The organism is Gilvimarinus xylanilyticus (assembly GCF_024195295.1).
In the GTDB taxonomy this organism is placed as follows: domain Bacteria; phylum Pseudomonadota; class Gammaproteobacteria; order Pseudomonadales; family Cellvibrionaceae; genus Gilvimarinus; species Gilvimarinus xylanilyticus.
The window spans coordinates 40,300-53,092 of record NZ_JAMFTH010000007.1; the positions used below are offsets into that span (position 1 = coordinate 40,300).

The 12,793-nt window shown below is 57.4% G+C and carries 13 protein-coding genes; all 13 read left to right on the plus strand.

All coding sequences use genetic code 11. The features are described from left to right. The first annotated feature begins 66 nt into the window (after nt 1-66). The 13 genes from M6D89_RS15955 to M6D89_RS16015 all read left to right on the plus strand — a co-directional run bounded on the left by M6D89_RS15955 (nt 67) and on the right by M6D89_RS16015 (nt 12,737). A complete protein-coding gene (locus tag M6D89_RS15955) occupies nt 67-900 on the plus strand; it encodes a 23S rRNA (adenine(2030)-N(6))-methyltransferase RlmJ (protein ID WP_253969097.1) in 834 nt (277 codons plus the stop codon). 82 nt (nt 901-982) lie between these two features. Then, complete coding sequence (locus M6D89_RS15960) at nt 983-1,408, plus strand: RDD family protein (RefSeq protein ID WP_253969098.1); 426 nt, start codon at nt 983-985, stop codon at nt 1,406-1,408. A 61-nt stretch (nt 1,409-1,469) separates the two neighbouring features. Continuing rightward, nucleotides 1,470-2,219 (plus strand): bifunctional demethylmenaquinone methyltransferase/2-methoxy-6-polyprenyl-1,4-benzoquinol methylase UbiE, encoded by a 750-nt coding sequence (gene ubiE, locus M6D89_RS15965; RefSeq protein ID WP_253969099.1) that lies wholly within the window; start codon nt 1,470-1,472, stop codon nt 2,217-2,219. After that, nucleotides 2,219-2,848 (plus strand): ubiquinone biosynthesis accessory factor UbiJ, encoded by a 630-nt coding sequence (locus M6D89_RS15970; protein ID WP_253969100.1) that lies wholly within the window; start codon nt 2,219-2,221, stop codon nt 2,846-2,848. The genes ubiE and M6D89_RS15970 overlap by 1 nt, the downstream gene beginning before the upstream one ends. Then, on the plus strand, nt 2,845-4,491 hold the full coding sequence (ubiB, locus tag M6D89_RS15975) for a ubiquinone biosynthesis regulatory protein kinase UbiB (protein WP_253969101.1): 1,647 nt from the start codon (nt 2,845-2,847) through the stop codon (nt 4,489-4,491). The genes M6D89_RS15970 and ubiB overlap by 4 nt, the downstream gene beginning before the upstream one ends. Nucleotides 4,492-4,562: 71 nt before the next feature. Further along, nucleotides 4,563-6,278, plus strand: a complete 1,716-nt coding sequence (locus M6D89_RS15980; RefSeq protein ID WP_253969102.1) for a S41 family peptidase — start codon at nt 4,563-4,565, stop codon at nt 6,276-6,278. Further along, a complete protein-coding gene (locus M6D89_RS15985) occupies nt 6,275-6,634 on the plus strand; it encodes a hypothetical protein (RefSeq protein WP_253969103.1) in 360 nt (119 codons plus the stop codon). Before M6D89_RS15980 ends, M6D89_RS15985 begins: the two co-directional genes overlap by 4 nt. A gap of 37 nt (nt 6,635-6,671) precedes the next feature. Beyond that, nucleotides 6,672-6,983 (plus strand): hypothetical protein, encoded by a 312-nt coding sequence (locus M6D89_RS15990; protein WP_253969104.1) that lies wholly within the window; start codon nt 6,672-6,674, stop codon nt 6,981-6,983. Nucleotides 6,984-7,089: 106 nt separating this feature from the next. Beyond that, the gene (mpl, locus tag M6D89_RS15995) at nt 7,090-8,451 is read left to right on the plus strand and encodes a UDP-N-acetylmuramate:L-alanyl-gamma-D-glutamyl-meso-diaminopimelate ligase (RefSeq protein WP_253969105.1); all 1,362 of its coding nucleotides are present in this window, start codon (nt 7,090-7,092) and stop codon (nt 8,449-8,451) included. 10 nt (nt 8,452-8,461) lie between these two features. Then, the gene (locus M6D89_RS16000) at nt 8,462-9,082 is read left to right on the plus strand and encodes a flavin prenyltransferase UbiX (RefSeq protein ID WP_253969106.1); all 621 of its coding nucleotides are present in this window, start codon (nt 8,462-8,464) and stop codon (nt 9,080-9,082) included. Beyond that, nucleotides 9,082-9,987, plus strand: coding sequence for a hydroxymethylglutaryl-CoA lyase (locus M6D89_RS16005; RefSeq protein ID WP_253969185.1), 906 nt, complete (start codon nt 9,082-9,084; stop codon nt 9,985-9,987). Before M6D89_RS16000 ends, M6D89_RS16005 begins: the two co-directional genes overlap by 1 nt. Next, on the plus strand, nt 9,984-10,298 hold the full coding sequence (locus M6D89_RS16010) for a DUF2288 domain-containing protein (protein ID WP_253969107.1): 315 nt from the start codon (nt 9,984-9,986) through the stop codon (nt 10,296-10,298). The genes M6D89_RS16005 and M6D89_RS16010 overlap by 4 nt, the downstream gene beginning before the upstream one ends. A gap of 210 nt (nt 10,299-10,508) precedes the next feature. Then, nucleotides 10,509-12,737 carry an NADP-dependent isocitrate dehydrogenase gene (locus M6D89_RS16015; RefSeq protein WP_253969108.1) on the plus strand — a complete coding sequence of 743 codons (2,229 nt, stop codon included), beginning with the start codon at nt 10,509-10,511 and terminating at the stop codon, nt 12,735-12,737. Nucleotides 12,738-12,793 lie beyond the last annotated feature (56 nt).

Here is a 12,793-nt window from a genome sequence, read left to right on the forward strand (position 1 = left end):
CCACCTATAACGGCGAGCCAACAAAACGCTATATAATCGCGCCGACTCCCCTGTTCGAGACATTCCATGCTTAGTTATCGCCACAGCTTCCACGCCGGTAACCACGCCGATGTGCTTAAACACTGCGTGTGGCTATACTGCCTGCGCTATTTGCAACGTAAAGAAACCGGGCTGCGCATCATCGACACCCACAGTGGTGCCGGGCTTTATTCTCTGACCGCCAAACGGCATGAAAATCGCGAATTCTGCGCAGGGATTGGAAAAATTTACAATCGCGACGATCTACCGGCACCGCTGCAAAGCTATGTGGAGACGGTCAGAGCGTTCAATCAAACTAATCTGTGCTTTTACCCGGGTTCGCCATTACTGACTACCCGGCTGCTGCGCCCTCAGGACGAACTCTGGCTACACGAACTGCACGGCCGTGATTTTCAATTATTGTGCGACAACGTCGCCACCGCCAAGCGAACCCGAGTGATTCAAGGGGATGGTTTTAACGGACTAAAGCAACTTCTGCCTCCACCCACGAGGCGCGCCCTGGTGCTTATGGACCCCTCTTACGAAATCAAAAGCGATTACCAAAAAGTAAGCGATGCTCTGTGCCAGGCTCATCGGCGCTTGGCATCCGGATGCTATTTGCTCTGGTACCCCGTGGTTGAGCGCGCCCGTATTAACCGCTTAGAGCAACAGCTGCGCGACAGCGGTATCGGCCGAATTCAAATTTACGAGCTGGGCGTTAGAGCCGATGCCGAGCACTCGGGTATGAGCGCCAGCGGCATGGTAACAATCAACGCTCCCTACACACTCATGGAAGACATGCAGGACGCCCTGCCCTGGCTCGCCACACAGCTGGGCGACAAGGGCCCGGGCCACTATCGCGCCGAAACCCTCAGCGAATAACGGGTATTCTGGCCACCTTACAGACACCCTGCAGACACTCTGGGTGTGTTAATTTATCGCCTGATAAAAAAGAGGAAAGCCTATGCAACCGCCTGTTTATGTCGGATTTTGGCGAAGATTTATCGCCTTTTTATTGGATTCACTGGTCATTTTGCCGGTTTTGATCGCCCTTACATTGCAACTTCACAACCGCAGCGGCGACTGGTTTTCGGCGCTGATCGCGGGCAGCGAGAATTTTTGGCTCAACTACGGGCTCCCCGCCGCCTTTACGCTGTTGTTCTGGCTGATCAAATCCGCCACGCCGGGCAAAATGATTGTTAACGCCGTTATCGTCGATGCCGACACCTTGGATCCTCCTTCCAGCTGGCAGCTGGTGGTGCGCTATCTGGCCTACTACCTATCCACCCTGGTGCTGTTTTTAGGGTTTATCTGGATTGCCCTGGATCGGCGCAAGCAGGGCTGGCATGACAAGCTCGCCGGTACCTTAGTAATCGAGCGGCAGCGCTGACGCACCCGGCGCATCAATGTACAATGGCGGACCTTCCAGTCGCGGCAAACACAGGTTTCGTATGAGCGAGAAAAAAACCACCCACTTTGGTTTTGAGCAGGTCGACATAGAGAAAAAAGCCGAGCGGGTCGCCGGGGTGTTTCACTCAGTGGCCGGTAAGTACGACTTAATGAACGACCTGATGTCCGGTGGTGTGCACCGCCTATGGAAAAGACTGACCATTGAAAAAGCCGCTGTACGACCGGGGCACAAAGTCTTGGATATTGCCGGCGGCACCGGCGACTTGTCGTTTCAGTTTGCCCGCCAGGTGGGCGCCGAGGGCCAGGTGATACTGGCCGACATTAACGACTCGATGCTCAAGGTCGGGCGCGACAAATTACTGGATAAAGGCGTGGCGGGAAATCTGAATGTCACCCAGGCGGATGCCCAATACCTGCCCTTTGCCGACAATTCCTTCGATTGCATTACCATCGCTTTTGGTTTGCGCAATGTCACCGATAAGGACCTGGCGTTGCGCTCTATGCTGCGAGTCCTGAAACCCGGCGGTAAACTGCTGGTGCTGGAGTTCTCCAAACCGACCAACCCGCTGCTGGAAAAGTTCTACGACGCCTACTCGTTTAAACTGCTGCCTCAGATGGGCAAATGGGTCACCGGCGACGCCGACAGCTATCGCTATCTGGCCGAATCCATTCGTATGCACCCGGATCAACCCACTTTGCAGGGCATGATGGACAGCGCGGGCTTTAGCCTGACCGACTACCAGAACATGACCGGTGGCGTGGTCGCATTGCACAGCGGAATTAAGCCCTGATGCTGGACGCCACCGCTATCGCCGCTCTGGCCGCCGTATTGGAAACGACCGCCGAGCGCGCTCTTACCTACGACCCGGGCACCGCCGCCAAACTGCAAACCCTTGAGGACAAGGTGATAGCGATCGACTGCACAGCGCCGCGGGTGACTGTGTATATCCTCTTGGGCAACCCACCGCGATTGCAACAGCACTACGAGGACCCGGTCGATTGTCGCCTGAGCGGCAAGGCGACCGACCTGGCCAAACTCATGGCGAGCGATGCCACCAGCTTGCACGGTACGGGAGTGCATCTTGAAGGCTCACCCCACTTGCTGGCCGAACTTAAAGCGATATTGGCCGGGCTGGATATCGATTGGGAGATGGCACTGGCCGAGGCCATAGGCCCCTTGCCCGCACACTTTATCGCCGCACAAATTCGCAAAGCCACAGGTTGGGCGCATGACCGACGCACCAATGCCCGCGACCTGTCGAGCCAATACCTCAGTGAGGAGGGCGCTCAGGCCGTGGGCCGGGACGAGTTCGAGCTATTTTGCGAGGATGTTCACACCACCGGCCAGGCCCTCGACCGCCTAGAGGCCCGGATCGACCGGCTGCGAGCCCGCCAGAGTAAGGACCCATCCCACCCATGACCAGTGTGCTGCGCCTGTTAACCATTCTGGCCACCTTTGCCCGTTACCGCCTTGATTTACTCCTGCCGCGTCAAAGCCTGCCCTGGTGGCTGCGTTTTTTCCTCGCGCCTCTGGCGCTTATTCCGGCGGGCAAGCTAACCCGGGGCGAGCGTATGCGCCTGGCACTGGAGTCGCTGGGGCCCATTTTCATCAAATTCGGCCAACTGCTATCCACCCGCCCTGACTTAATGCCACCGGATATCATCGCCGAGCTCAGCGCCCTGCAAGACCGGGTACCCCCCTTTGCCAAAGAAAAGTTCAGCGCCCTGGTGGAAGAATCGCTGGGCGATAGCGTCGACACCCTGTTTAAACACTTCGACCGCGAGCCTCTGGCCTCGGCATCGGTGGCGCAGGTACACGCCGCCGTGTTGCACGACGGCCGCGAAGTGGTGATTAAAGCGGTGCGCCCGGGCATTGAAAAAACCATTGCCCAAGACACGCGGCTACTGACACTGATTGCGCGTATCGTCGAAAAATACAGTGTCGACGGCAAACGCCTACGCCCGGTCGAGGTGGTAGAAGACTACCGCACCACCATTTTTGACGAGCTGGACTTGCAGCGCGAAGCGGCCAATGCCTCGCAACTGCGGCGCAACTTTTTGCACTCTCCGCTGTTGTATATTCCCGAGGTGATATGGGATTACAGCCGTCGCAAGGTGCTGGTACTGGAGCGAATTTCAGGCATCCCAGTCACGCAACTGGACGCACTAAACGCCCAGAACACCGACATGAAAAAACTCGCCGAACGCGGTGTGGAAATTTTCTTTACCCAGGTGTTTGAACACAACTTTTTCCACGCCGATATGCATCCGGGCAATATCTTTGTCTCCCGCGAGCACCCGGACCAACCCCAGTACATCGCCGTGGATATGGCGATTGTGGGCTCACTCAACCGCGCCGACCAATACTATTTAGCGCGCAATATGCTGGCGATGTTCCGCCGCGACTACCGCCAAGTGGCCGAGCTGCATGTGCAAAGCGGTTGGGTACCCGAGTCCACCCGCATCGAAGAGCTAGAAGCGGCGGTACGCACCGTATGCGAGCCCATTTTTGAAAAGCCACTTAAAGATATTTCTTTTGGCCAGGTGCTGCTTAATCTGTTCCGCACCGCACGGCGTTTCAATATGGAAGTGCAACCACAACTGGTGTTGTTGCAGAAAACCTTACTCAATATTGAAGGCCTGGGACGCCAGTTGTACCCCGACCTAAATCTGTGGGCTACGGCTCATCCGTTTTTAGAGCGCTGGTTAAAAAACCGCTTTCACCCCAAAACTCTATGGCAGGATTTAAAGCGCTACGGACCCGAGTGGATGGAGAAATTCCCCGAGGTTCCCCATCTGGTGTTCAACGGCTTACAGCAGATACAACAGCTGGATAAGCTGCGCGGCGAGCTAACCGAATACCGCCAGCTGCGCCAGCGCGAAGCGCGCCGGGCGAGCATCCGCAAACGCCTAACCCTTGCGGCTGTGCTCTCGCTGGGCGGTGCGTTCAGCTTACTCTGGCCCGTGCGCGACACCTTGCTCGCTGGCAACTGGGAAAGCATTCCCACTGCGACCTGGGTATTAGCCACTTTGGGCACGACTTTACTTGCACTGCGTCGCTGACCCGATACAGAAGCTTCTGTTATGATCGGACTATCGTATAAATTTAATAATTCAGCAAGGAGAGCGCTGACATGACAAGCTCACTGGCAAAACACGCATTGCTCGCCACTACTATCACCTTGGCCGCCTGCGGCGGTAACGGCGGCGACACCACCTTAGAGCGGGTACAGGACTACTACGGCATTAATGACCCCGATCCCTATACCCCACCACCGCGCTCGTCAGCCAGTAGCGCCGCCAGCAGCTCGGTGGCCAGCAGTAGCAGCTCTGTCTCCAGCCGCTCTTCATCCAGTACCAGCAGTGTCGGCGACGGCTACACGTGGGTAGAGGGCGTATACCCACCGCAGGAAAACTTCTGGGACAAGTGCGAAAACCCACGCCAGGGCATTGCCCCCTACACCGGCGAACCCTACCCGGACACGGCCGGCAGTTATGTGGATGAAAATGTGTTTTTGCGCAGCTTCAGCAATAACTACTACCTGTGGTATGACGAGATCACCGACCGCAACCCGGCCAGTTTTGATACCACCGATTATTTCGATCTGCTGAAAACCGACGCCCTCACCCCTTCCGGCAATTTAAAGGATCAATTCCACTGGTACGCCGAAACCGACAGCTACCGCGAGCGCACCGAGTCGGGTGTGTCGGTAGGCTATGGGGTGCAATGGGCATTAACCTCAAGCCTCCCGCCGCGCGAAGCGGTGGTGGTTTACTCCGAGCCCGACTCATCCGCAGGGCAAGCGAACCTTACTCGCGGTGCCCGGGTGCTGGAAATTGACGGGGTGGATTTGGTTAACGACAACACCGAAGCCGGGGTAAACACACTCAACGCCGGGCTTTTCCCCACCGAGAGCGGCGAAAGCCACACCTTTGTGGTGCAGGATTTAGACAGCGACACCACCCGCGAAATCACCCTGACCGCAGGCCCTGTCAGCATTGCCGCGGTCAACCAGACGGACATTATCGACACCCCCACGGGTCTTGTGGGCTATATGTTGTTTAACTCGCACATTGCGACCGCCGAGGCGGAACTAGTCGAGGCGGTAAGCGATATGCGCGATGCCGGGGTGAGCGATCTGGTGCTGGATTTACGCTACAACGGCGGCGGCTATCTGGACATTGCCAGCCAGCTGTCCTACATGATTGCGGGCAGCAACAGCGCCGGAAAAACCTTTGCCAATACCGAGTTTAACGACAAACATCCCACCCACGATCCATTTACCGGCCAACCGCTGGACCCCATCGAGTTTCACGCCACCACGCGGGACTTTTCCCTGGCGCCAGGCCAGGCGCTGCCAAGCCTGGATCTGAACCGGGTGTTTGTACTGGGCGGCGGCAACACCTGCTCGGCCTCAGAGGCAATCATTAACGGTCTGCGCGGCATTGATGTCGAGGTGGTACTGGTGGGCGGCGCCACCTGCGGTAAACCCTACGGCGCCTATGTCATCGACAACTGCGGCCTGTCCTACTTTACCACCCAGTTTAAAAGTACCAATGCCAAAGGCTTTGGCGACTATGCCGACGGCTTTTTCCCGGGCGCCGCCGCCAGCACCAACCAAGCCGAGCTACCCGGCTGCAGCGTAGAGGACGACCTGAACCACGCCCTGGGCGACCCGGACGAGGCGCGCCTGGCCGCTGCCCTGCACTATCGCAACACGGGTCAGTGCCCTGTTGCCAGCAGTAAACCCGCCCTCGAAGGCGCGCAAAAAACCGGCACCCACAAACGTGATGCCCGCATTGTGCAGCCGCCGGGCATGGGCGATATGCTGCTGCGGCACCCGCTGTGATCGCGCGGCTGGTGGTACTCTGCGCGGCCCTGTGCGCCTGCCAGAACCTGCCCGGCGCCCGCCAGCCGGCGGTGCTGCTGGCACCCAGCGCCCAGACCCAACAGGAACTTACCCAAGCCGTGTCAAACGCGCTGAACACCCGAGTGCGCCTGTCTCCCCAGGCGCTGGTAAAAACCAGCGACCTGACCATTGACGCTCCGGCGCCCAAACGCCTGGAAAACCAGGGCGGCGCCGGACTGATACTGGGCCGCCCCGATCACTTTAGCCTGTGGCTACAAAACGGGCAGTGTATTTTGCAACACCAAGAATCCGGCCAAGAGTGGATACTAAAAACCGCGCGCTGTGCCGAGCTTTAACTATACTTCTTGCAGTCCCACCATAAAGGATACTGCCATGAAAGCGCTTCTTGGATGTATTATTTTCGCGGCCATAAACAGCCACGCCCTGGCCGATCTAAAACCCGACATTCTCGACTGCAATGCCCAAAAAGCCGCACGCAATGCGGCGCTGGATTCCACCGTGGGCGTCAGTGGTCATTGCGATGCTGAAAAGCTAGCGGATAAGGCCAAAGACAACGCCAAGGATTCGGTTAAAGAGGCCAAGAAAGAGGTGGGGGAAACCATCGACAATACCAAAAAGGACGTCGCCGACGCTCTACCCGGCGATAAGCACAAACACGACAACCTCCCACACAAGCGCGATTAAACCAACCCGAACTGATTAATACCGGCCGGCCACTGCTCCGGCCGTACCCCACCCCCAACCATTATGCTAAGCTCGCCCACAGAGTTTTCCGGACGCGCAAACACTTATGCATATACATATTCTCGGCATTTGCGGCACCTTTATGGGGTCGCTGGCTTGTCTGGCCAAAGAGTTGGGCCACCGGGTGACCGGCTCAGACCAGAACGTTTACCCTCCTATGAGCACCCAGCTGGAACAAGCGGGGATTGAACTGATTACCGGCTTCGATCCGGCGCAATTAGACCCGGCCCCCGATCTGGTGATAATCGGCAACGCCCTAAGTCGCGGTAACCCTGCGGTAGAGGCAGTACTAAAACGCGGCATTCCCTATACCTCGGGCCCCGAATGGCTGCGCCTGCATGTGTTGCCGGGCAAATGGGTGTTGGCAGTCTCGGGCACCCACGGTAAAACCACCACGGCCAGCCTGTTAGCCTGGATTTTAGAATACGCGGGGATGAGTCCCGGATTTTTAATCGGCGGGGTGACGCAAAACTTTCCGGTCTCGGCGCGGTTGGGTGAAACACCGTTTTTTGTCATTGAGGCAGACGAATACGACAGCGCCTTTTTTGATAAGCGCTCTAAGTTTGTTCACTATTTACCGCGCACTTTAATTATCAACAATCTGGAATTCGATCACGCGGATATTTTCGACTCGCTCGCGGATATTCAGCGCCAGTTTCACCACTTAATGCGCACTCTGCCCGGCAATGGGCGGGTTATTTATCCGGCCGCGCAAGAGGCTATCGACGGGGTCATCGCCCAGGGCTGCTGGAGCGAATCGGAAACCATGGGCGAGCTGGGCGATTGGAGCACTCGCAATATTAACCCCGACGGCTCACGCTTTCAGGTATTGTGCGGCGCCAATCTCGAAGCCGAAGTACACTGGGCCCTAAACGGCGAGCACAATGTCAGCAATGCGCTCGCCGCTATGCTCGCCGCGCGCCATGTGGGCGTTACCCCAGAGATTAGTGCGCGAGCCCTGCAAGCCTTTAAGGGCGTTAAGAGACGCCTGGAGTGCATCGCCGATATTCACAACATAAAGGTGTACGACGACTTTGCCCATCACCCCACCGCCATCAAAACCACCCTGGCGGGTTTGCGAGCAAAAGTGGGCGACAGCAAAATTATCGCTATTATCGAGCCGCGCTCGAACACCATGCGCATGGGTGTACACAAAAAAGCCCTGGCACCGGCCTGTGTCGACGCCGATGATGTGCTCTGGTATCAACCGCCCGACGCCGACTGGGATTTGACCGAGGTGGTGAATCACTCACCCGTGCCCGCGAAACTCTACCGCGAACTGGACGGCTTGATTCACGACGCCCTGGCACTCGCCGAGGCGGACAGCCATATTGTGATAATGAGTAACGGCGGCTTTGGTGGCCTGCACCAGAAGCTGGTCGCGCAATTGAATAAACACGCCCTGTAACGGAGTGGCTATGACCAACCCGAGCGACAATCGCACCATCACCCTGGCGATGACTGGCGCATCCGGCGCCCAGTACGGCTTGCGCCTGCTGCAGTGTTTGCTGGCCGCTGACTGCAATGTCTATTTGCTGCTATCCAGCGCCGCCGAGGTGGTGATTCGCACCGAAACGGATTTGGATTTACCCACCGACCTGGAAGAGCAGCAGCTGTTTTTAAGTCAGCGCTATGGCGCGGGCGACGACCAGCTTACCCTGTTTGGCCGCGACGACTGGTTTTCACCGGTGGCGTCGGGCTCTAGCTCGCCCGCGTCTATGGTGATCTGCCCCGCTAGCGGCGGCACCCTGTCTTCCATTGCCAGCGGCGCCAGCAACAATCTGGTGGAGCGAGCGGCGGATGTCGCCCTCAAAGAGCGCCGGCAATTAATTGTGGTACCGCGCGAGACCCCCTACTCGGCGGTACACCTGGAAAATATGCTTAAACTGACCCAGCTGGGCGCCATCGTACTGCCCGCGAGCCCCGGGTTTTATATGCAACCGGCCAGCATAGAAGAGCTGATCGACTTCGTCGTGGCCCGCATTCTGGACCAGCTGGGCTTGGAGCAAGACCTGATGCCGCGCTGGGGCGAAGAGTAATTGTGCTGCCCTCGCGTGTATCCATTGTCGAAGTCGGCCCCCGCGACGGACTGCAAAACGAGCCGGGCAAGATCGCGCTGGCCGATAAACTCACGCTTATTCATCAACTGGCCGACGCGGGCCTGACCCGGATAGAGGCCGGCGCCTTTGTAAACCCCAAGTGGGTGCCGCAAATGGCCGACAGCGAGGCCGTTTTTACCGGTATTAACCGCCGCCCAGGCGTGCGCTACAGCGCCCTTACCCCCAACTTAAAAGGCTTTGAGCGCGCCCGGGCCTGCGGCGCCGACGAGGTAGCCATTTTTGCCGCCGCCAGCGAAGCCTTTAGCCAGAAGAACTTAAACTGCAGTATTGAGCAGAGCCTGGAAAAATTTGCCGAGGTCGCCCGCGCGGCGCGCGAGCACCAGATTCCTCTGCGCGGCTATATTTCCTGCGTGCTGGGCTGCCCCTACAGCGGCAGAGTCGAACCCGAATTGTGCCGCGATGTCGCTCAGGCTCTACTAGAGATGGGCTGCTACGAAATTTCCCTGGGCGATACCATTGGCACCGGCACTGTCGCCAGTACCCATGCGCTGTTGGATAACTTACTTGCCGACATCAAAGCCGATAAGCTGGCGGTGCATATGCACGACACCTACGGCCAGGCACTGGCCAATATCTACCAATCCTTACAAATGGGCATTGCCACCATCGACACCTCGGTAGCGGGGCTCGGAGGCTGTCCCTATGCGCGCGGCGCCAGCGGGAACGTCGCTACCGAGGACGTGCTATACCTCTTAAACGGGCTTAACATAGCCCACGGCGTGGAACTCGACAAAGTCGCCCGCGCCGGAGCCGCTATCTGCAAAACCCTGAATAAAACCAACCCCAGCCGCGCGGCGGTTGCGCTATTGAACCAAACACCATGAATCACGACGACGAAATTTTACAGGCCAAGGTCAATCTGGAAACCGCGCAAATTCCCTGGCGCGATCTGCAGCGTTTTTTTGCCGGCGGGCGCGCGGTTTATGTCGCCCCCGAGCTGGACTTAACCCGGGTGGCCACCGAAATGGCCCGCGACAATGCCGCGCAAATTCAGCACTGGATGCAGGCCCAGCAGCTAGCCCCGGTGAGAGACCAACAGGCCCAGACCTGGTTTGAGGCGAATACACTGCTTTGGGCGGTAGTCATCAAGCCCTGGGTTATGGTGCAAGAAACGCCTAACCCATCACCGGGGTAAGCGCGCAGAGTGCGAACCCGCCTGGGTGCTGCTATAATGCCGCCTCCTCCAATGCAGAGGCTTGTTGTCGAGTATTGGCCGCCAAAAGTGGCCATGTGAGGATGATCAGCCTGCGCGGGATTGCGCACTCTTAGTGCCCGGTACACTCACCGGCCCGCCTGGAATCGTCCAGCCTCTGAAGATACCCTCTTTTCAACTACAGGTAGAAGAATGGCTACATCAGATTCCAAGATTATCTACACCAAAACCGACGAAGCTCCGGCACTGGCCACCCAGTCGCTCCTCCCGATCATCGAGGCCTACTCCCAAGTGTCAGGCATTGGAGTTGAGCTTAAAGACATTTCGCTGGCCGCTCGTATTATTTCCCAGTTTCCCGAATATTTAACCGAACAACAGCGCCAGAGCGACGCCCTGGCAGAGCTGGGTGAGCTGGCCAAGCAACCCGAAGCCAATATTATTAAACTGCCTAACATCAGCGCCTCTATCCCCCAGCTGAAAGAAGCCATTAAAGAACTGCAGGACAAGGGCTACAAGCTCCCGGATTACCCTTCGGACCCGCAAACCGACGAAGAAAAGTCTGTTGCCGCCCGCTACGACAAAGTCAAAGGCTCGGCAGTAAACCCGGTTTTGCGCGAGGGCAACTCCGACCGCCGCGCGCCGGCCTCGGTAAAAGCCTATGCCCGCAAAAACCCGCACTCTATGGGCGAGTGGTCTAAAGATTCCAAATCCAACGTCGCCCACATGAGCGAGGGCGACTTCTTCGGCAGTGAAAAGTCTGTAACCCTGCCCGCCGCGACTACCGCCAAAATTGAATTTGAAAAAGCCGACGGCAGCAAAGAAATCCTAAAAGACGGCCTGGCTCTGCAAGCCGGCGAGATTCTGGACGCAGCGGTGATGAGCGCCAAGTCTCTGCGCTCGTTTCTGGCTCAGGCCATCAGCGATGCCAAAGAAGAAGGCGTGCTTTTCTCTTTGCACATGAAAGCCACCATGATGAAGGTCTCGGACCCCATCATCTTTGGCCATGCCGTAAGCGTTTTCTTTAAAGACCTGTTCGAAAAATACAGCGCCGAATTTAAAGAGCTGGGTGTCGACCCAACCTATGGCTTTGCCGATGTGCTGAGCAATATTCAAAAGCTGCCCGCCGATAAGCGCGAAGCCATTGAAGCCGACATCAAAGCGATCTACGCCGCCGGCCCGGAAATGGCCATGGTTAACTCGGACAAAGGCATTACCAACCTGCACGTGCCCAACGATGTGATTATCGATGCCTCTATGCCCGCAGCGATTCGCTCGTCAGGCAAAATGTGGGGCCCGGAAGGTAACCTGCAAGACACCAAATACACCATTCCCGATCGCTGCTATGCGGGCGTGTATGCCGAAACCATCGAGTTCTGTAAAGAAAACGGCGCCTTTGACCCCACCACCATGGGCAGTGTGCCCAACGTTGGCCTGATGGCGCAGAAGGCCGAAGAATACGGCTCCCACGACAAAACTTTTGAAATGCCCACTGCCGGTACCGTCCGTATTATCGACGCCGACGGCAACACCCTGCTGGAGCAATCGGTAGAACAAGGCGATATATTCCGCGCTTGCCAGGTTAAAGACGCCCCCATCAAAGACTGGGTTAAGCTGGCAGTGAACCGCGCCCGCGCCACTGGCAGCCCCGCGATCTTCTGGCTGAAGAGCGAACGCGCCCACGACGCCGAGCTGATTAAAAAGGTTAACGCCTACCTGCCCGAGCACGACACCAACGGCCTGGACATTCGCATCCTAGCTCCGGTCGAAGCAACTCGCGTGACCCTGCAGCGCGCCAAAGACGGCGAGGACACTATTTCGGTCACCGGTAACGTACTGCGCGATTACCTGACCGACCTGTTCCCCATCCTGGAGTTGGGCACCAGCGCGAAAATGCTGTCTATTGTCCCACTGATGAACGGTGGTGGCCTGTTTGAAACCGGTGCTGGCGGTTCGGCCCCCAAACACGTGGACCAGCTGACCGAAGAAGGCCACCTGCGCTGGGATTCACTGGGTGAGTTTTTAGCCCTGGCTGCGTCACTGGAGCACTACAGCCAGGTCACCGGCAATACCAAGGCGAGCGTATTGGGCGCGGCACTGGATAAAGCCACCGGCAAATTCCTGGACGAAAACAAATCACCCAGCCGTAAGGTCGGTGAAATCGACAACCGTGGTAGTCATTTTTATCTGGCGATGTACTGGGCCGAAGCTCTGGCAGCGCAAAACGATGACGCGGACCTTGCTGAACGCTTTAAGCAAGTAGCCGCCGACATGGCCGCCAACGAAGCCAAGATCATGGAAGAGTTAAACGGAGCCCAAGGCAAGCCGGTGGATATCGGTGGTTATTACAAAACCGACGACGCCAAAACCTCGGCCGCCATGCGCGCCAGTGCGACACTGAACGCCATTGTCGATGCGCTGTAATTAATAACGTTAATTACTGCATAAAAAGCCGGAGTTCGCTCCGGCTTTTTTGTGGA